The sequence below is a fragment of the Curtobacterium poinsettiae genome, assembly GCF_047226435.1.
GTDB lineage: Bacteria > Actinomycetota > Actinomycetes > Actinomycetales > Microbacteriaceae > Curtobacterium > Curtobacterium poinsettiae.
Genome location: NZ_CP178434.1, coordinates 2,539,884 through 2,557,707 on the forward strand (window position 1 = coordinate 2,539,884; position 17,824 = coordinate 2,557,707).

At 70.0% G+C, this 17,824-nt stretch carries 18 protein-coding genes and 4 tRNA genes; 6 read left to right on the plus strand and 16 right to left on the minus strand.

What is annotated here, in order from left to right:
* The first annotated feature begins 44 nt into the window (after positions 1-44).
* Positions 45-728, plus strand: a complete 684-nt coding sequence (locus ACL00U_RS11865; protein ID WP_017888641.1) for a YqaJ viral recombinase family protein — start codon at positions 45-47, stop codon at positions 726-728.
* 35 nt (positions 729-763) lie between these two features.
* Here ACL00U_RS11865 and ACL00U_RS11870 read toward each other — a convergent pair whose 3' ends face one another.
* From ACL00U_RS11870 to ACL00U_RS11895, 6 genes are all read right to left on the minus strand, one after another.
* A complete protein-coding gene (locus tag ACL00U_RS11870; RefSeq protein WP_139179796.1) occupies positions 764-1,372 on the minus strand; it encodes a Pr6Pr family membrane protein in 609 nt (202 codons plus the stop codon).
* A gap of 85 nt (positions 1,373-1,457) precedes the next feature.
* On the minus strand, positions 1,458-2,147 hold the full coding sequence (gene rplA / locus ACL00U_RS11875; protein ID WP_017888639.1) for a 50S ribosomal protein L1: 690 nt from the start codon (positions 2,145-2,147) through the stop codon (positions 1,458-1,460).
* Between the two features lie 90 nt (positions 2,148-2,237).
* Positions 2,238-2,669 carry a 50S ribosomal protein L11 gene (gene rplK, locus ACL00U_RS11880; protein WP_017888638.1) on the minus strand — a complete coding sequence of 144 codons (432 nt, stop codon included), beginning with the start codon at positions 2,667-2,669 and terminating at the stop codon, positions 2,238-2,240.
* 158 nt (positions 2,670-2,827) lie between these two features.
* Positions 2,828-3,880, minus strand: coding sequence for a transcription termination/antitermination protein NusG (gene nusG, locus ACL00U_RS11885; RefSeq protein ID WP_017888637.1), 1,053 nt, complete (start codon positions 3,878-3,880; stop codon positions 2,828-2,830).
* A gap of 134 nt (positions 3,881-4,014) precedes the next feature.
* Positions 4,015-4,278 (minus strand): preprotein translocase subunit SecE, encoded by a 264-nt coding sequence (gene secE, locus ACL00U_RS11890; protein ID WP_017888636.1) that lies wholly within the window; start codon positions 4,276-4,278, stop codon positions 4,015-4,017.
* Positions 4,279-4,313: 35 nt separating this feature from the next.
* Positions 4,314-4,386 (minus strand) — tRNA-Trp (locus ACL00U_RS11895).
* 152 nt (positions 4,387-4,538) lie between these two features.
* Between ACL00U_RS11895 and ACL00U_RS11900 the strand changes: the two genes are divergently transcribed.
* The gene (locus ACL00U_RS11900) at positions 4,539-5,765 is read left to right on the plus strand and encodes a pyridoxal phosphate-dependent aminotransferase (protein ID WP_017888635.1); all 1,227 of its coding nucleotides are present in this window, start codon (positions 4,539-4,541) and stop codon (positions 5,763-5,765) included.
* Positions 5,766-5,868: 103 nt separating this feature from the next.
* Here ACL00U_RS11900 and ACL00U_RS11905 read toward each other — a convergent pair whose 3' ends face one another.
* Genes ACL00U_RS11905 through ACL00U_RS11915 form a run of 3 tightly spaced genes read right to left on the minus strand, consistent with a single transcriptional unit; the run spans position 5,869 to position 7,771 of the window.
* Positions 5,869-6,897, minus strand: a complete 1,029-nt coding sequence (locus tag ACL00U_RS11905; protein WP_017888634.1) for a UDP-N-acetylmuramate dehydrogenase — start codon at positions 6,895-6,897, stop codon at positions 5,869-5,871.
* A gap of 2 nt (positions 6,898-6,899) precedes the next feature.
* The gene (locus ACL00U_RS11910; RefSeq protein WP_042541105.1) at positions 6,900-7,325 is read right to left on the minus strand and encodes a MaoC/PaaZ C-terminal domain-containing protein; all 426 of its coding nucleotides are present in this window, start codon (positions 7,323-7,325) and stop codon (positions 6,900-6,902) included.
* Complete coding sequence (locus tag ACL00U_RS11915) at positions 7,322-7,771, minus strand: FAS1-like dehydratase domain-containing protein (RefSeq protein ID WP_082047026.1); 450 nt, start codon at positions 7,769-7,771, stop codon at positions 7,322-7,324. Before ACL00U_RS11915 ends, ACL00U_RS11910 begins: the two co-directional genes overlap by 4 nt.
* Before the next feature lie 155 nt (positions 7,772-7,926).
* On the opposite strand from ACL00U_RS11915, the gene ACL00U_RS11920 reads away from it, so the two are divergent.
* Positions 7,927-8,325 (plus strand): hypothetical protein, encoded by a 399-nt coding sequence (locus ACL00U_RS11920; RefSeq protein WP_017888631.1) that lies wholly within the window; start codon positions 7,927-7,929, stop codon positions 8,323-8,325.
* Positions 8,326-8,427: 102 nt separating this feature from the next.
* Entirely contained in the window at positions 8,428-10,326 is a 1,899-nt protein-coding gene (locus ACL00U_RS11925; RefSeq protein ID WP_214518821.1) for an ABC transporter ATP-binding protein, read from the plus strand.
* Between the two features lie 101 nt (positions 10,327-10,427).
* Here the strand turns inward: ACL00U_RS11925 and ACL00U_RS11930 are convergent.
* The 5 genes from ACL00U_RS11930 to ACL00U_RS11950 all read right to left on the minus strand — a co-directional run bounded on the left by ACL00U_RS11930 (position 10,428) and on the right by ACL00U_RS11950 (position 12,981).
* A tRNA-Met gene (locus ACL00U_RS11930) sits at positions 10,428-10,501 on the minus strand.
* Between the two features lie 32 nt (positions 10,502-10,533).
* A tRNA-Thr gene (locus tag ACL00U_RS11935) sits at positions 10,534-10,605 on the minus strand.
* A 93-nt stretch (positions 10,606-10,698) separates the two neighbouring features.
* Positions 10,699-11,859: a M23 family metallopeptidase gene (locus ACL00U_RS11940; protein WP_017888629.1), complete on the minus strand. Its 1,161-nt coding sequence runs from the start codon at positions 11,857-11,859 to the stop codon at positions 10,699-10,701.
* 148 nt (positions 11,860-12,007) lie between these two features.
* Positions 12,008-12,838, minus strand: coding sequence for an inositol monophosphatase family protein (locus tag ACL00U_RS11945; protein ID WP_056070644.1), 831 nt, complete (start codon positions 12,836-12,838; stop codon positions 12,008-12,010).
* A 58-nt stretch (positions 12,839-12,896) separates the two neighbouring features.
* Positions 12,897-12,981: transfer RNA gene (locus tag ACL00U_RS11950), tRNA-Tyr, on the minus strand.
* A gap of 137 nt (positions 12,982-13,118) precedes the next feature.
* On the opposite strand from ACL00U_RS11950, the gene ACL00U_RS11955 reads away from it, so the two are divergent.
* Both ACL00U_RS11955 and cls read left to right on the plus strand, forming a co-directional pair.
* Positions 13,119-13,607 (plus strand): YajQ family cyclic di-GMP-binding protein, encoded by a 489-nt coding sequence (locus ACL00U_RS11955; protein WP_017888627.1) that lies wholly within the window; start codon positions 13,119-13,121, stop codon positions 13,605-13,607.
* 39 nt (positions 13,608-13,646) lie between these two features.
* Positions 13,647-15,107 (plus strand): cardiolipin synthase, encoded by a 1,461-nt coding sequence (gene cls, locus ACL00U_RS11960; RefSeq protein WP_017888626.1) that lies wholly within the window; start codon positions 13,647-13,649, stop codon positions 15,105-15,107.
* 189 nt (positions 15,108-15,296) lie between these two features.
* Here cls and ACL00U_RS11965 read toward each other — a convergent pair whose 3' ends face one another.
* Positions 15,297-16,412: a heparan-alpha-glucosaminide N-acetyltransferase domain-containing protein gene (locus ACL00U_RS11965; RefSeq protein ID WP_017888625.1), complete on the minus strand. Its 1,116-nt coding sequence runs from the start codon at positions 16,410-16,412 to the stop codon at positions 15,297-15,299.
* Positions 16,413-16,417: 5 nt separating this feature from the next.
* A complete protein-coding gene (locus ACL00U_RS11970; RefSeq protein WP_159556751.1) occupies positions 16,418-17,791 on the minus strand; it encodes an FAD-dependent oxidoreductase in 1,374 nt (457 codons plus the stop codon).
* Positions 17,792-17,824: the final 33 nt, after the last annotated feature.

The window sequence follows — 17,824 nt, forward strand, 5'->3', positions numbered from 1 at the left end:
GCGTCGGTTTCGGTCCTGCCGGTGGTCGGGGGGACAATCATGGGGTGACGATCGTGCAGCCCACCCTGTGGGGCGACCTGGACCCCGGTCTGGAGGCGTATCCCGCCCCCGGTACGCCGGTCCCGGCCGCGCGTGACGCGTTCACCGCCCTGCGCGGCCACACCGAGCGCATCGTCGCGCACTCCTCGGACCGCGTCGCGTGGCTCCGCGCCCGCGCCATGGGCATCACCGCCACCGACGTCGCCCGGCTCGCCTCCCTGCGCGCCGTCGAGGCCGTCGTCACCGAGAAGCGCTACGGCTCCCGGTTCTCCGGCAACGCGTTCACCGAGCACGGGAAGGACCGCGAACCGGTCATCGCCGCCTGGGTGGCCGCCACACACGGCATCCAGCCCTCGGCGCACCTGTTCCACGCCGCCGCGAACCGCGCGCACCTCGCCACCCCGGACGGCGTCGGGGTCGACGAGTCGTCCCGTGTGGTGCTCGCCGAGATCAAGACCACCGGCAAGGGCTGGCGGAGCATCCCCCGGCACTACCTGCGGCAGATCTGGTGGCAGCAGTACGTGCTCGGCGCCGACCGCACCCTGTTCGTCTGGGAACGCCACGACGGGTTCGTCCCGGTGGCCGACGAACCCGAGTGCCGCTGGGTCGACCGCGACGACGACCAGATCCGGGGGCTGGTGCAGCTCGCCGACCTGGTGCTCGACAAACTGCGCGGCTTCCGCTCCTAGACCGTCAGCTGGACCGTCTGCTGGACCGTCACCAGCTAGACCTTCACCAGCCGCAACCGGCTCATCCCCACGACCAGGATCCCGAGCAAGGTGATCGACACCGCGATCCCGACGACGTAGATCGCGACGACACCGTAGCCCTGCGCGGGGTCGAGGAACGGGTACGGCACCCACCCGTCGGTCGCACCGCGGACGAGCACCACGGTGGTCCAGACCGCCGGGTAGAGCAGGAACCACCACACGTGCCGGAGCAGCAGCCGTGCTCGGTCCGAGAACAGCAGCCAGTCGAGCACCGCGTACACCGGGATGATCTTGTGCACGATGTCGTTCGACCACGGCACCGAGGCCGACACGTTCGCGCCCGTGAGCAGCGTGTTGTAGACGATGCCCGTCGTCGCGATGTACACCGTGGCGGCACCGCGGAGCACCGAGACGGCGAGGTCCGCCCGCTTGCGACGTGCCGCGGCGACGAGCGTCACCGCGAGGGCCACGGCGATGATCAGGTTCGACTGGATCGTGAAGTAGCCGAAGAAGTTCCAGAACGAGTAGGTCGGGGACTTCGCGCTCTCGAGCCACTGCGCGACGACCGCGACGACGATGGCGATGACGGCGATCAGCCGGAGCGAGTTCACGAGGGTGCGCACCACACCACGTTATCGGGACACGCGCCCCACATGCGGAAAGGACCCGCACCGTTGCCGGTGCGGGTCCTTCCACGAGTCAGTGGACTCAGATGCTGTTGACGTCCAGCGGGATGCCGGGACCGAAGGTCGTCGAGACGGCGCCCTTCATGACGTAACGGCCCTTCGAGGACGACGGCTTGAGGCGGTTGATCTCCTCGAGCGCGGTCGAGATGTTTTCGTCGAGCTGCTCCGGCGTGAACGAGGCCTTGCCGACGACGAAGTGCACGTTGGCGTGCTTGTCGACGCGGAACTCGATCTTGCCGCCCTTGATGTCGTTGACTGCCTGCGCGACGTTCGGGGTCACGGTGCCGGTCTTCGGGTTGGGCATGAGGCCACGCGGGCCGAGCACCTTGCCGAGACGACCGACCTTGCCCATGAGCTCCGGGGTCGAGACGGCGGAGTCGAACGAGGTGTAGCCCTCGGCGACCTTCGCGATGAGCTCGTCGCCACCGACCTCGTCGGCGCCGGCGGCGATGGCGGCCTCAGCAGCCGCGCCCGTCGCGAAGACGATGACGCGGGCGGTCTTGCCCGTGCCGTGCGGCAGGATGACCGTGCCGCGGACCATCTGGTCGGCCTTGCGGGGGTCGACGCCGAGCTTGAGCGCGACCTCGACCGTGGAGTCGGTCTTCGAGGAACCGGTCTCCTTGGCCAGGGCGACGGCCTCGGTCGGGGTGTAGAACTTGTCGGCCTCGATCTTCGCGGCCGCGGCCTGGTAGGCCTTGGACTTCTTCGCCATGGTGGTCTCCTTGCGAGATACGTGGTTGGCGAGCCGGCGAGGCTCTCCCACGGAAAGGTGTCTGGTGGTGGGCCGGAGCCCGATCGGTGCTTAGGCCTCGACCGTGATGCCCATCGAGCGTGCGGTGCCGGCGATGATCTTCGCGGCCTGCTCGATGTCGTTGGCGTTCAGGTCGGCCTGCTTGGTCTCGGCGATCTGACGGACCTGGTCCATCGAGATCTTCGCGACCTTGACCGTGTGCGGGGTCGAGGACCCCTTCTGCACACCAGCAGCCTTCTTGATGAGCTCGGCGGCCGGCGGGGTCTTCAGGACGAACGTGAACGAACGGTCCTCGTAGACGGTGATCTCGACCGGCACGACGTTGCCACGCTGCGACTCGGTCGCCGCGTTGTACGCCTTGCAGAACTCCATGATGTTGACGCCGTGCTGACCGAGCGCCGGACCGATCGGGGGTGCCGGGTTGGCGGCTCCCGCGTTGATCTGCAGCTTGATCAGGCCCGTGACCTTCTTCTTCGGTGCCATGACTTGTCTTCCTCCTGGAATCGAACACACGGGGATCCGTGCACTCTCCCGCTGGTCCGGCCGTTCCGGACAGCGGTGAAGGCCCGCTCGCACGAGGCGCGCGGGCCCAAACCCGTTCAGTGTAGTCGATCTCGGTGATCGCTACAGCGTGGTGGTCGCTAGAGCTTGGTGACCTGGTCGAAGCTGAGCTCGACCGGGGTCTCGCGCTCGAACAGCGAGACGAGGACGGTGAGCTTGCCGCTCTCCGGCTTGATCTCGGAGATCGAACCCGGAAGACCCGCGAACGAGCCTTCCTTGATGGTGATCGTCTCGCCGATCTCGAAGTCGACCTCGGCTGCGGGCTGTGCCTGCAGCGAGCCGCTGCCCTTCGCGCCGCCCTTGGTCGGAGCGGCCTCGGCCACCTGCACCAGGGACTTGAGCATCCCGAACGCCTCGTCGAAGCGGAGCGGGGTCGGGTTGTGGGCGTTGCCGACGAAGCCGGTGACGCCCGGGGTGTGGCGGACGACCGACCACGAGTCCTCGTTGAGGTCCATGCGGACGAGCACGTACGAGGGGATCCGGACGCGGGTGACCAGCTTGCGCTGCCCGTTCTTGATCTCGACGACGTCCTCCATCGGGACCTCGACCTGGTAGATGTAGTCCTCCATCGACATCGAGACCATGCGGTTCTCGATGTTCGACTTCACGCGGCGCTCGAAGCCCGCGTAGGAGTGGATGACGTACCACTTTCCCGGCTTCATCCGCAGCTCGGCCTTGAAGGCCTCGTACGGGTCGACCTCGGCGGGCTCGTCGTCCTCGTCCTCGGCGTCGAGTGCCTCGTCGGCAGCGAGCGTCTCGTTGGCCTCGGCGGCGGTCTCGGATTCGAGCTCGACTTCTTCCTCGTCCTCGACGGCCTCGACGGCGGCCTCGGCTTCGTCGGCGGAGTCGATCTCGAGGGCGTCGTCCACGACGGCGTCGGCTTCGGGGTCGCGGGACTCCTGCAGAGCCGTCAGCGCTTCGTCGAGGCCGGCGTCGACGGTGCCGTCGTCGGGCTCGGAGCTGAGGCCGAGCGACTCGTCGTCGTCGCCCTCGATCGAGATCGCACGCTCTTCAGCGGACTCGACGGAGCGTCCTTCGCCGGTCTCGACGTCGCCTTCCTGGTTCTCCTCGACCTCGGAGGACTGCTCGGCAGCCGTCGCGAGGTCGATGTCATCGCGGGAGTTGTCAGACACAGTCGATTCTTTCCGTTCGGTGGTTCGGGTCGGGTTGGCGGTCGGTCATGGTCACGATCGACGCCGTCACGCTCGACGCCGTCTCGGGCGACCGTACTCCTCGGAACGGCTGCGCACGGCAACCGACGTCGGGGTCAGGCCGTGGGCCCGTTGCCGAAGACGTACCCGACGCCGAGACCGAACACGAAGTCGAGGATCGACACCAGGATCATCATGACGACGACGAACACGAGCACGACACCCGTGTAGCTGAAGAGTTCCTTGCGGGTCGGCGTCACGACCTTGCGCAGCTCGCCGATCACCTGACGGATGAAGAGCACGATGGCAGCGATGGGCCCGCGGCGCTCGGCCCGGTCCTGCTTCGCCTGGGCGACGACGTCGTCCGCCGTCGTCTCCATGTCTTTGCTCGCCAACTTCTACCCTTCCAGAGTTGCAGGGCGGACAGGACTCGAACCTGCAACCTGCGGTTTTGGAGACCGCTGCTCTACCAATTGAGCCACCGCCCTTCGCAACACGGTTCGTCACCGATCCGCGTTCCGGTGGACGAGTCTACGGGAGTCCGTCACACGGTGTCCACTTGACCCCTTCCACGGCGTGCCGCGCCGGTAGGCTGAGCCCCGTGAGCACCGCAGCCCCAGGCCCCGAGTCCACCGCCCACGTGTCCCCCGACACCCTCGCCACCGCGTCGGCCGATCACCCGCGCATCGCGTCCCGCATCGCCGCCATCGCCGAGTCCGCGACGCTCAAGGTCGATGCCAAGGCCAAGGCGCTCAAGGCCGCCGGGCGCCCGGTGATCTCGTTCGCCGCCGGCGAGCCCGACTTCGCGACCCCGCAGCACGTCGTCGATGCCGCCGTCGCCGCGGCGCAGGACCCGAAGAACCACCGCTACACCCCCGCCACCGGCCTGCCCGAACTGAAGCAGGCCATCGCCGACAAGACCGCCCGGGTGTCCGGCGTCACGGTCGAGCCGTCTCAGGTCATCGTGACGAACGGCGGCAAGCAGGCGGTCTACCAGGCGTTCCAGACCATCGTCGACGCCGGTGACGAGGTTCTGCTGCCCGCGCCGTACTGGACCACCTACCCCGAGGCCATCCGCCTGGCCGGTGGCGAGCCGGTCGAGGTCTTCGCCGGCAGCGACCAGGACTACCTGGTGACCGTCGAGCAGCTCGAGGCAGCCCGCACCCCGAAGACCAAGGCACTGCTGTTCTGCTCGCCGTCGAACCCCACCGGCGCGGTGTACTCGGCCGAGCAGACCCGGGCGATCGGCGAGTGGGCGCTCGAGCACGGCATCTGGGTCATCAGCGACGAGATCTACCAGGACCTGGTGTACGACGGCGTCCGCTTCGCCGGCATCCTGGCCGAGGTCCCCGCCCTCGCCGACACCACGATCCTGGTGAACGGCGTCGCGAAGACCTACGCCATGACGGGCTGGCGCGTCGGGTGGTTCATCGGCCCGACCGACGCCGTCAAGGCCGCTTCCAACCTGCAGTCGCACCTGTCGTCCAACGTCTCCAACGTGTCGCAGCGCGCCGCCATCGCCGCGCTGACCGGTCCCCAGGAACCCGTCGCCGCGATGCGCGAGGCCTTCGATCGTCGACGTCGGTCGATCGTGGACGGCCTCAACGCGATCCCGGGGTTCCGGACGCCGACCCCGCAGGGTGCCTTCTACGTCTACCCGGACGTCACCGAACTGCTCGGCCGCGAATGGGCCGGCGCCACCCCGACGACCACGCTCGAGCTGGCGGACCTGATCCTCGAGCACGCCGAGGTCGCGGTCGTCCCCGGTGAGGCCTTCGGTCCGTCCGGCTACCTGCGTCTGTCGTACGCGCTGGGCGACGACGACATCGCCGAGGGCGTCGCCCGACTGGCGGAGTTCTTCGCGTAGACACTGCCGGACACGGAACGGGCCACCTCGTCGAGGTGGCCCGTTCTTCCCGTTCCGGGAGGCCCGTGGAGCGTCGTGCTCGTCGGTCCCATCGCGCGGACGCTCAGCCGAGCAGGTCCCCCACCACCACGGGTTCCGGGACGAGCGAGACACCGAAGCGGTTCAGGACGCTCACCTGCACGTACCGGGCGAGCTCGGCCACCTGCGCGGCCGTCGCCCCGCCGCGGTTCGTCAGTGCGAGGGTGTGCTTCGACGAGATCGCCGCGCGCGAACCCGGCACCGCGTACCCCCGGTGGACGCCGGCGTGCTCGATGAGCCAGGCCGCACTGAGCTTGACGTCGTCGCCCGCGGGCCAGCGCGGAGCATCAGCTGGCAGGGTCTCGGCGAACGCGGGCGAGACGATCGGGTTCGTGAAGAACGATCCCGCGCTCCAGGTGTCGTGGTCGTCCCCGTCGAGCACCATGCCCTTGGAACCGCGCAGCCGCAGGACCTCGTCGCGGACGGTCGTGGGCGGCACGAGCGCGCCGAGGTCGACCCCGAGCGAACCGGCGAGCTGCGCGTACTGCACGGGCACGCCGTGCTCCCCCGCGAGTCCGAGCCGGAACTCGACCGTCAGCACGACACCGCGCCGACCGTGCTTGAGGGTCGACGTGCGGTAGCCGAGCGCCAGCTCGGCTGCCGGGACCCACGCGCGCTCCCCCGTGGCCGCATCCAGGAACTCGACGCGGGTGAGCACGTCGGCGAGTTCGACCCCGTAGGCGCCGATGTTCTGCACCGGGGACGCACCGACCGTGCCCGGGATGCCGCTGAGGGCCTCCAGGCCGGTCCAGCCGTTCGCGACCGTCGTGGCGACGAACGGGTCCCACGGTTCACCGGCGGCGACGCGGACGGTGACGCCGTCGGCGTCGCGGTCCGCGTCGACGCCCGTCGTGCGGACCAGCACGACGGTGCCGTCGAAGCCCTGGTCGGCGACCAACAGGTTGCTGCCGCCGCCGAGGACGAGCCACTCGTGGTCGTCGAAGGCGTCGGTCGCGTGGGCGACGAGCTCGTCGGTCGTCGTCGCCGTCAGCAGCCGGGTGGCGGGCCCGCCGACGCGGAGCGTCGTCAGGTCGGCCAGCACCGGCTCGGACACGGTCAGTGGAACACCACCGTGACCTGCGCCTTGCCGAGCACGGTCTGCCCGGCGGCGGTCACGGTGAGGTCGATGCGCTTCGGACGGCCGTCCTCGTCGACGGTGCCGACCTTCGCGACGATGCCGACCGTGGCACCCTGCTCCGGGTCGACGACGACGGGGCGCGTGAAACGGACGCCGTAGCCCGCGACCCAGCCGCGGTCGCCGAGCCACTCGGCCACCGGCTGCACGGCGATCCCCATGGTGAGCATGCCGTGGGCGAGGACGCCGGGCAGACCGACCGAGGCGGCGACGTCGTCGCGGTAGTGGATCGGGTTGAAGTCGCCCGAGGCGCCGGCGTACCGGACAAGCGAATCACGGGTGAGGTGCACGGCACGTTCGGCGACGACGGTGCCGACCTCGAGCGCGGTGGCGGGTGCGGCGGTCATGCGTCGTCTCCTCGGACCACGAGGGTGGAGGTCGCCGTGACGACGTGCTCCCCCTCGGCGTCGTTCATGGTGCTCTGGGCCGTGACCATCGCGTTGCCGCCGAGGGTCTTCACGCTGGTCACCGTCAGGGTCGCGGTGAGCTCGTCACCGGCGACGATCGGACGGTCGTAGGTGAAGGACTGCTCGCCGTGGACCACGCGGGAGAAGTCGATGCCGGCGTCGGGCTCGTTCAGGAGCTGCGCGAGCGTGGCTTCCTGCACGACGACGGCGAACGTCGGGGGTGCGACCACGTCGGCGTACCCGGCGGCGCGGGCGGCGTCCGGATCGTGGTGGACGGGGTTGGTCGCGAACACCGCACGAGAGAACTCGCGCACCTTCTCGCGGCCGACCAGGTAGGGCTGGGCCGGCGGGAACGTCCTGCCGACGAGCTCGGGGTTCACTGACACCACGGCAGTCTACTGAAGGCCCGTCCGGGCGGGTCCGTCTGGCGCGCGGGCCGCACTGTCGGCCATGAGAACGCATCAGTTAGACTGTCTGAGACCGATTCGGGGGAATCGGTGCGTGCCGTTCGGCACGCGTTCGTTCGGGACGGGGAGGGCCGATGGACACCACGACGGAGTTCGCCGTGCACACGGGCGACCGGTGCACCGCCATGGAGGTCGCCGCCGCCGCGCTGCGCCGCACCGGTCACCACGTCGAGTCGACCGGTGGCACGATGACCGCGACGGCAGGCAGCCGGGCGCTCACCATCCTGCTCGGCGCGCTCGTGCAGCCGGCCCGGGAGTACCGCCGGTACGAGCTGTCCACCGTCGTGGACGGTGCGACCACGACGATCTCGCTGCGCCGGGCCGGGCACGGCACGGCCGTGTCCGGCGGCAGCATCGGAGCGAACCGGCGTCGGGCCGCCTGGCACGAGGTCACCGCCGCCGTCGAGGACGCGTTCCGCACCGCCGGGGTGCTCGCGACGCGGACCGACACCGGCTCCCACCGCACCCGGTAGCGGGCTGCAGCACGTGGCCGCCCGGCGCACCGTGCCCGGATCGGTCACCGATGACCCCGTCGGCCATCTAGGTTGGGCGCGGGGCCCGGGAAAGGAACCGCCATGAGCATGGAGAGCGCTGCCTGGAGCTCGCTGTACAAGATCTCGTCCGCGCAGGGCGGCAAGCACGGGTTCTCCCGCGCGACCGTTAGACGGATCCTGACGTTCGCGGTGCCGTACCGGGCGAAGCTGCTGGTGTTCATCGCCCTCTCCGTCGTCGGTGCCTTCCTCGCCGTCGCGACGCCGGTGCTCGCGGGACAGGTGGTCGACGTCATCGTCGCCCGGGGCGAGGTCGCCACCATCGTCCGGCTGGCCGTGGTCATCGCCCTGGTCGCCGTCGCCGACGCCGCCGTGTCGCTGACGACACGCTGGTACTCGGCACGGATCGGCGAGGGCGTGATCCTGGACCTCCGCACCGCCGTCTTCGACCACGTGCAGAAGATGCCGATCGCGTTCTTCACCCGCACCCGGACCGGCGCGCTCGTGAGCCGCCTGAACAACGACGTGATCGGTGCGCAGCAGGCCTTCAGCGGCACCCTGTCCGGCGTCGTCACGAACCTGGTGGCGCTGGTCCTCACCCTGATCGTCATGCTCAGCACCTCGTGGCTCGTGACGGTCCTCGCCGTGGTGATGCTGCCGCTCTTCCTGGTCCCCGCGCGCCGGATGGGCAGCCGCCTGGCCGCACTGCGCCGCGAGGCCGCCGACCACAACTCCGCGATGAGCACCCAGATGACCGAGCGCTTCTCGGCACCCGGCGCCACCCTCGTCAAGCTGTTCGGCCGGCCCGACGAGGAGGCCGAGGAGTTCCGCGTCCGCGCTGCCCGCGTCCGCGACATCGGGGTCCGGACCGCGATGCTGCAGTTCGTCTTCTTCACCGCACTGATGCTCGTCTCCGCACTCGCCCTGGCGCTCGTGTACGGGCTCGGCGGCTTCCTCGCGCTCGCCGGGCGGCTGGACACCGGCGAGGTCGTCACCCTGGCGCTCCTGCTCACCCGCCTGTACGCGCCGCTGACCAGCCTGGCGAACGCCCGGGTGGAGATCATGAGCGCCGTGGTCAGCTTCGAGCGCGTCTTCGAGGTCCTGGACCTCGAACCGCTCATCCAGGAGCAGCCGGACGCGGTCACCATCCCCGACGGGCCGGTGTCCGTCGAGTTCGACGACGTCCGGTTCGCCTACCCGTCGGCCGACAAGGTGTCCCTCGCCTCGCTCGAGGAGGTCGCGACGCTCGACACCCGCGGCGGCGAGGAGGTCCTGCACGGGCTGTCCTTCCGGATCGAGCCGGGCCAGACCGTCGCCCTCGTCGGGACGTCGGGTGCGGGCAAGTCCACGGTCGCGCAGTTGCTCTCGCGCCTGTACGACGTCGACAGCGGCACCGTCCGCCTGGCGGGCACGGACGTCCGCGACGTCACCTTCGCCTCGATGCGGCACACCCTCGGCATGGTGACGCAGGACGGCCACCTGTTCCACGAGACCATCCGCTCCAACCTGCGGTTCGCGCGGCCCGAGGCGACCGAGGACGAGGTGTGGGACGCCGTCCGTCGCGCTCGTCTCGAACCGCTCATCCGGTCCCTGCCCGACCAGCTGGACACGATGGTGGGAGAACGCGGCTACCGGCTGTCCGGCGGTGAGCGGCAGCGCATGACCATCGCGCGGCTCCTGCTCGCCCAGCCGCGCGTCGTCATCCTCGACGAGGCGACGGCAGCGCTGGACTCGACGTCCGAGGCCGCCGTGCAGGCCGCACTCGGCGAGGCGCTCGAGGGACGGACCGCGATGGTGATCGCCCACCGACTCTCCACCATCCGCAGCGCGGACCTGATCCTGGTGGTCGAGGACGGCTCGATCGTGGAGCGCGGTACGCACGACGAGCTGCTGGCCACCGGTGGGCGGTACGAGGAGCTGCACCGGACCCAGTTCGCCGCGCAGGAGAACGTCGATACCGACGCGGAAGCAGCGGTGGACTGAGCGGGCAGTCGGGCAGTCGGGCGGCGCAGCAGGGGTCTGCGCCGCCACCAACAGAGAAGGCCCCCTGACCCAGGGGATCCTGGACGAGAGGGCCTTGCGCGTAGCGAGGGCGGGACTTGAACCCGCGACCCCACGATTATGAGTCGTGTGCTCTAACCAACTGAGCTACCCCGCCAGAGATCCGGAGCGGCGTGCGCACCGGGTCGGAGCCCCGAGTCAGGATTGAACTGACGACCCCCTCCTTACCATGGAGGTGCTCTACCACTGAGCTATCGGGGCGATGTGCCGCGAACGGCACCACACGAGGATAGCAGACCTCCGACGCTGCTCCGGAACCGGACGAGACGCCCGGGCGTGCCGCGTCGTGGGCCGCTAGTTCGCGTTGGCCTTGAGCCACGCCAGCGGGTCCACCGGGACTCCGTCGACGTGGACCTCGAGGTGCAGGTGCGGGCCCGTGGAGTTGCCCGTGCTGCCGACGAGACCGAGGATGTCGCCGACCTCGACGTGCTGGCCGGTGACCACCTTGAAGGAGTTGTCCTCCATGTGGCCGTAGACGCTGACGAACTGCTTGCCGTCGACGTCGTGCTCCACCCAGACGTCGTTGCCGAAGCCGCCGTCGTTCGCCTGCACCTTGATCACGGTGCCGGCGGCGATGACACCGATCGGGGTGCCCTCACCCGGTGCGAAGTCGACGCCCATGTGGTTCGTCGAGCAGAACGAGCACCCGGCGACCTGGCGGCCCCCGAAGCCCGAGGTGATCGGGACGCCGGTCAGGAACGGCCACTGGATCGTGCCGGTCGGGTCGTTCGTGAAGCTCGAGGAGTCGACGTTCGCGTACTGCGTGGCATCGGACACCGTGAACTGGTCTCGGGCGGTGGAACCGTCGGCGGCAGCCCCGACCTGCATCGACTGGGTGGCACCACCGGAGGTGGCACGAGCCGCGGTCGACCCGGACTCGGGCACCCAGAGGGCCTGCGCCGGCAGGGAGGTCGAGACGACCAGGCCGGCCGCGAAGAGCAGGGCGCCGACGGCGGTCACGCGCGAGGCCGACCGGCGGAACGACGCGCCCCGCTTCCGGGTCGGCGCTGCGACGGGCGTGCTGGTGGAGGGGATGTGGCGCGTCGCGCGGTCGACCGGGGCCGGGGCCGTCGTGGCTGTCCGGCCGTTGCGGCGGCGCGAGGCGGGGACCTGACCGGCCACGCGGCGGGGCTCGGACACGGGAACGACGGGGGCGACGGACTGCGCCTGCACGTCGGGCGAGGTGGGTGCCGGCGGCGTCTGGATGCGCGAGGCCGGGCGCGCGGGCGATGCCGGCGCGAAGTCGATCGGCGACACGGGGGCCGCAGGGGTCCCCGGCGTGGCCGCTCCGATGACGTCGTCGAAGCTCGGACCCGTCGAGTCCTGCGCCGTGGTCGAGCCCTTGGCCGCTGCTCGTTCTGCCTCGATCCGAGCGCGTCGGGTCTGGTGGACGACCGGGGTGGCGGCGTCGACGGAACCGTCGGTGGGAGCGGACGACAGAGGAGTACGGGGCATGCGTGCGGTGGCGATCCTGATCGGAGAAGGGCCCACTCGTTGGTAACGAGCAGATAACGGGACCTGAGCACGCTAGCAGGCGACGTCCCAGGTCGCCAGTCGTGGTCATGTCCACCCAGCACCCCCGGAGGTGGTGCCCGGCGGGTCGTCAGGCCGGCACGGATCCGAGCGCACCGGCCTCGAGCCGACGCACCAGCGCCTCGAGTTCGTCGGCGACGGCGGGGCTCGCGAACAGGAAGGAGCGGGTCCCCCCGGCCTCCCAGATGCGGATCGCCGCGCCGGCCTCCTGTGCCACGAGGGCCCCGCCCGCCATGTCCCACGGGTTGATCCCGCGTTCGTAGTAGGCGTCCACCGTCCCCGCCCCGACCGCGCAGCAGTCGAGCGACGCCGCTCCCCCACGGCGGATGTCCCGCACCTCGCCGATGAGACCGGCGAGCACCGCCACCTGCTCGCGGCGACGGTCCGCCGTGTACCCGAACCCGGTGGCGACGAGCGTCTCCGCCAGCGACCCGGGCGCGGCGACGGACAACGGCTCCCCGTCGCGCGTCGCGCCCTGTCCGGCGGCCGCGCGGAAGACGGTGCCCGTCGCCGGTGCCACGACGACGCCCGCGATCGGCTCCCAGGTCATCGGGTCGGCCCCGCCGCGGACGACACCGATGCTCACGCCGTACTCGTCGCTGCCGTACAGGTAGTTGACCGTGCCGTCGATCGGGTCCACCACCCACGTGATGCCCGAGGCACCCGAGGCGGATCCGGACTCCTCGCCGTGGAAGGCGTCGTCGGGACGGGCCTCGGCGATGCGGGCACGGATCAGCGCCTCGACCTCGCGGTCAGCGGCCGTGACCACGTCGACGATGCTCGACTTCCGGTCCGCGACCTCGACCCCCTCGGCGCGGCGCCGTGCGGCCAGCGCCGCGGCGTCACGGGCGATCGACTCGGCGAGGTCGGCGAACTGGGCGGGGGTGAGGTCGGAGGCCATGCACCCATCCTCCCGGAAACACCGTCGGCCCCGTCCGCAGTGGACGGGGCCGATCAGATGGTGGCAAGTGAGGGATTCGAACCCCCGAAGGCTACGCCGGCTGATTTACAGTCAGATCCCTTTGGCCGCTTGGGTAACTTGCCATGCGCACCCAGCCGGTGTGATCACCAACCGAAGGCGCGCACAAAAGCATAGCGGATCGCTGACGGTGGTCGTGACCACCGTCAGCCGATCCGCGCGACCGGAACCGGGCCTCCTGTCCGCCGTTAGGCTGTTCCGCATGGCAGACAGTTCCTTCGACGTGGTCAGCAAGGTCGACAAGATGGAGGCGGAGAACGCCCTCAACCAGGCGGCCAAGGAGATCGAGCAGCGGTACGACTTCAAGGGTGCCGACGCCTCGGTCGCGTTCAGCGGTGAGGACGTCCTGATCAAGGCGAACTCGGAAGAGCGCGCCAAGGCGGTCCTCGACGTGCTGCAGAGCAAGGCGATCAAGCGCAACATCAGCCTGAAGAGCCTGGACGCCGGCGACCCGTACCCCTCGGGCAAGGAGTACCGCATCGAGGTCAAGTTCAAGAACGGCATTGAGCAGGACGTGGCGAAGAAGATCGGTGCGTTCCTGCGTGCCAACGCCCCGAAGACCGTGAAGAGCCAGATCCAGGGTGACGAGCTCCGCGTCTCGTCGAAGAGCCGTGACGACCTGCAGAACACGATCCAGCTCCTCAAGGGTGAAGAGTTCGACGTCCCGTTGCAGTTCATCAACTTCCGCTGACCCGCGGCCCCTGCGAACGACACCCGACACCGGCACCCCGTGGAGCACTGGCTCACCGTCGTCATCACCGTCCTGCTCGTCCTGCTGGACCTGGCGATCCGCGTCTTCTCGATCATCTACGTCCCGATCAACCGGAAGCCGCAGACCGCGACGGCGTGGCTGCTCGCGATCTTCCTCATCCCCTACATCGGCTTCATCGTCTTCCTGGTCATCGGGTCGACGAAGCTCCCGCGCGCCCGACGCGAGAAGCAGACCGAGATCAACGCGTACATCCTCGAGCAGACCGAGGGCATCGAGCGGGTCCGCCGTGACCACCCGTGGCCCGCGTGGCTGGAGAGCGTCACACGGCTGAACCGCGAGCTCGGAGCGATGCCGTTGGTCGGGGGCAACTCGGCGGAGCTCTACCCCGACTCCGAGGAGTCCATCGCCGAGATGACCCGGGCGATCGACCAGTCCCGCCGCTTCGTGCACGTCGAGTTCTACATCGCGACGCTCGACGACACCACCCGGCCCTTCTTCGAGGCGCTCGCGCGGGCACAGTCCCGCGGTGTGACCGTGCGGTTCCTGCTCGACCACTGGGCCAGCCGCGGGTACCCGGGGTACAAGGACACCCTGGCGTTCATGGACCAGGCGGGCATCGAGTGGCACCTGATGCTCCCGCTCCTGCCACTGCAGGGCAAGTTCCAGCGTCCCGACCTCCGCAACCACCGGAAGATCATGGTGCTCGACGGCTCGGTCGCGTTCACCGGCTCGCAGAACCTGATCGACGCCTCCTACGACATCAGGTCCCACGTCGAGAAGGGCATGGTCTACAAGGACCTGTTCGCCCGGTTCGAGGGGCCGGTCGTCGCCGGGCTCAACGCCCTGTTCGTCACCGACTGGTACAGCGAGACCGACGAGCTGCTGCTGCGTGAGAGCGACCCCGTCCAGCGGGCCGACCGCGGCGACGCGCTCGACTGCCAGGTGGTGCCGTCCGGACCGGGGTTCGACGGCGAGAACAACCTGCGCCTGTTCAACGCGCTGCTCTACTCCGCACAGCAGAAGGTGTCGATCACCTCGCCGTACTTCGTGCCCGACGACTCGATGCTCTACGCCATCACCACGACGGCGCAGCGTGGGGTCGAGGTCGAACTGTTCGTCGGCGAGATGGGCGACCACACGATGACCTGGCACGCGCAGCGCTCCTACTACGAGGGACTCCTGCGGGCCGGCGTGAAGATCTGGCTCTACCGCGCGCCGACGATCCTGCACGCCAAGCACTTCACGATCGACGACGAGGTGTCGGTGATCGGCTCGAGCAACATGGACATGCGCTCGTTCAGCCTGAACCTCGAGGTCTCCGTGATGGTGCGCGGTCACCGCTTCGTCGACGCCCTGCGCGAGGTGCAGGAAGCGTACAAGGAGCACAGCTTCGAACTCACGCTCGACGAGTGGGTCGACCGTCCGCGCCGTTCCAAGGTGCTCGACAACGTCGCGCGGCTCACGGCGGCGCTGCAGTAGCCGACGCTGTCGCAGCGTCGCAGCGCGCACCGTGGCGGCGCGCACCGTGCGTCGTCCTCCACCCGGTGCGACCTTGGCCGCACCGTGCGTCGCGACAGCGGGGCACCCTGCGAGCAAGCCCGCGGCGAACGGACAACCCTGCACGGTGCGGTAAGCGTTCCGTGGCCGGCGCGGGTCCGCCAGGTGCGCTCAGCGCAGCGGGACGAGGGACGCCAGGGCTCCCACCACCCGCTCGAGCGGGCCGCGGCCGAGGAACCGCCGCCACAGCATCGCGAAGACCACCGAGCCGAGGGCGAACCAGCCCCAGGCCTCGGCCGACTCGGGGTACGTCGGCAGCGTCGCGAGGACCACGAGGTGCCCCGAGTACACCGTCAGGGGCATCGACCCGACAGCGGCGAGCGGGAACGCGATCCGCTCGGCGACCCGCCCGCGGCCGTCGAACACGAGGACGCAGAGCGCGATGAGCGCGACCGCGACGCCGGCCGTCCCGAGCACGTCGACGACCGACGACGAGTGGTCACGCGGAGACAGGAACAGCTGGGCGAGCGCCTGGCCGGGGGTCGAGCCCTCGCCCGCGTACGGCACGCCGGGGAACGCCAGGGCCGCGTCGTCCGGCAGCGGGGCGAGGAACGAGCCCGCGACGTACGCGGTGGCGGCGACCAGTGCGCCGGACACGAGGAGCGCGACCTGCCGGCCACGGTCCTCCAGGCCGACCCGGGCGACCGCGAGCCCCACCAGGACGTACGCCAGGAAGGTGACCACGGGGTAGACCAGGCCGAGCTGGACACCGACCATGCCCGCATCCGCGTAGGCGGGGGCGATCGCCAGCGCGGCGACGGGCGACAGCAGCGCGCAGACGGCGGCGATGCCGAGCAGCGCCGCCGGCCGGAGGCGGAGCACCGGGACCACGAGCAGGAACAGCACCCCGTACGTCGGCAGGATCACGTAGACCGGGGTGTCGAGCGCCATCAGCGCGAAGCCCATGACGACCACCACCACCGCACGGATCGCGAGCCGGGCGCGGATCCGTCCGATCGTCGGCGGGCCGGGCGGGTCCGTGCGGCCGCTCGTCAAGCCGATCGAGACACCGGCCAGGACTGCGAACAGGGTCGACGGGCGGCCGTGGGCGACGGCGGTCCAGGTCGCCGGGTCGGTCCACTCGAGCTGCTCCGCGATGGCGCCGACGTGGGCGGCCACCATGCCGAGCAGCGCGATCGCGCGCGCCACGTCGACGCCCTGCAACCGGACCCCCGACGCAGACGCGCCCCGCACCGCGGTGGGCGGGACGGGGCGCGTGTCGGTCACGGCAGTCAGCTCGTCGGTGCGTCGACGCGGCCGAGCGAGACGTCGATCATCTCGTCGCGCGGCACGACCTTGATGCGCTCGCGGCCGTCGATCGACCCGAGGGCCTGCTCGTGGGTGTCGAGGTGGTGCCAGCCCTCGAGGTCGGTGTACTCGACACCGCGCTCGCGGAGCAGGGCCGGGATCGCCTCGTCCGAGGGGTCCTCCGGCGTCCACCAGCTCGCCTGGTCGTTGACGATGTGCTGCACGGTCTCCATGGCGTCGGACTTGGTGTGCCCGATGAGCCCGACCGGACCACGCTTGATCCAGCCGGTGGCGTACACACCGGGGATCTGCTGGTTGTCGTCGTCGAGGACCTGGCCCTCGTGGTTCGGGATGACGCCGTGCCGCTCGTCGAACGGGACACCGGGCAGCGGGGAACCGAAGTACCCGACGGCGCGGTAGGCGGCCTGGATCGGGATCTCGCGGATCTCGCCGGTGCCCTCGACGCCGCCCTCGCCGTTCGGACGGGTGCGCTCGTAACGGATGGCGGTCAGCTTGCCCTGCTCGTCGCCGACGAACTCGATCGGCTTCGCGTAGAAGTGCAGGTGGAGCCGACGGCTGGCCTGGCCGACCTCGCGCGTGCGCCACTGCTCGAGGACACGGTTGATGACCATGACCTGCTTGTTCGTCGCGATCGCGGTCTTCGATGCCTCGTCGTGGTCGAAGTCCTCGTCGTAGACGACCATGTCGACGTCGCGGACCTCGCCGAGCTCACGGAGCTCGAGGGGTGTGAACTTCACCTGCGCCGGGCCACGGCGGCCGAAGACGTGCACGTCCGTGACCGGCGAGGCCTTGAGTCCCTGGTACACGTTCTCTGGGATCTCGGTCGGCAGCAGGTCGTCGGCGTGCTTCGCCAGGATGCGCGACACGTCGAGGGCCACGTTGCCGACGCCGATGACCGCGACGCTCTCGGCCTCGAGCGGCCAGGTGCGCGGGACGTCGGGGTGGCCGTCGAACCAGCTCACGAACTCGGCTGCACCGTACGAGCCGTCGAGGTCGACGCCGGGGATGTCGAGGTCGGCGTCCTTGATCGCACCCGTCGAGAAGACGACGGCGTTGTAGTGCTTCTTGAGGTCGTCGAGGGTGATGTCCTCGCCGTAGCGGACGTTGCCGAACAGCCGGACGACCCCGCGGTCGAGGACGTCGCGCAGGGCGTTGATGATGCCCTTGATCCGCGGGTGGTCGGGGGCGACGCCGTACCGGACCAGGCCGTAGGGCGCCGGGAGCTGCTCGAACAGGTCGATCGACACGTCGTAACCGCGGGCCTCGCGCAGCAGGATGTCCGCGGCGTAGATGCCGGCCGGGCCGGCGCCGACGATGGCGAGTCGGAGGGTGGGCACTGATCGTCTCCAGTTCGTTCGGGTGGGGGTTCC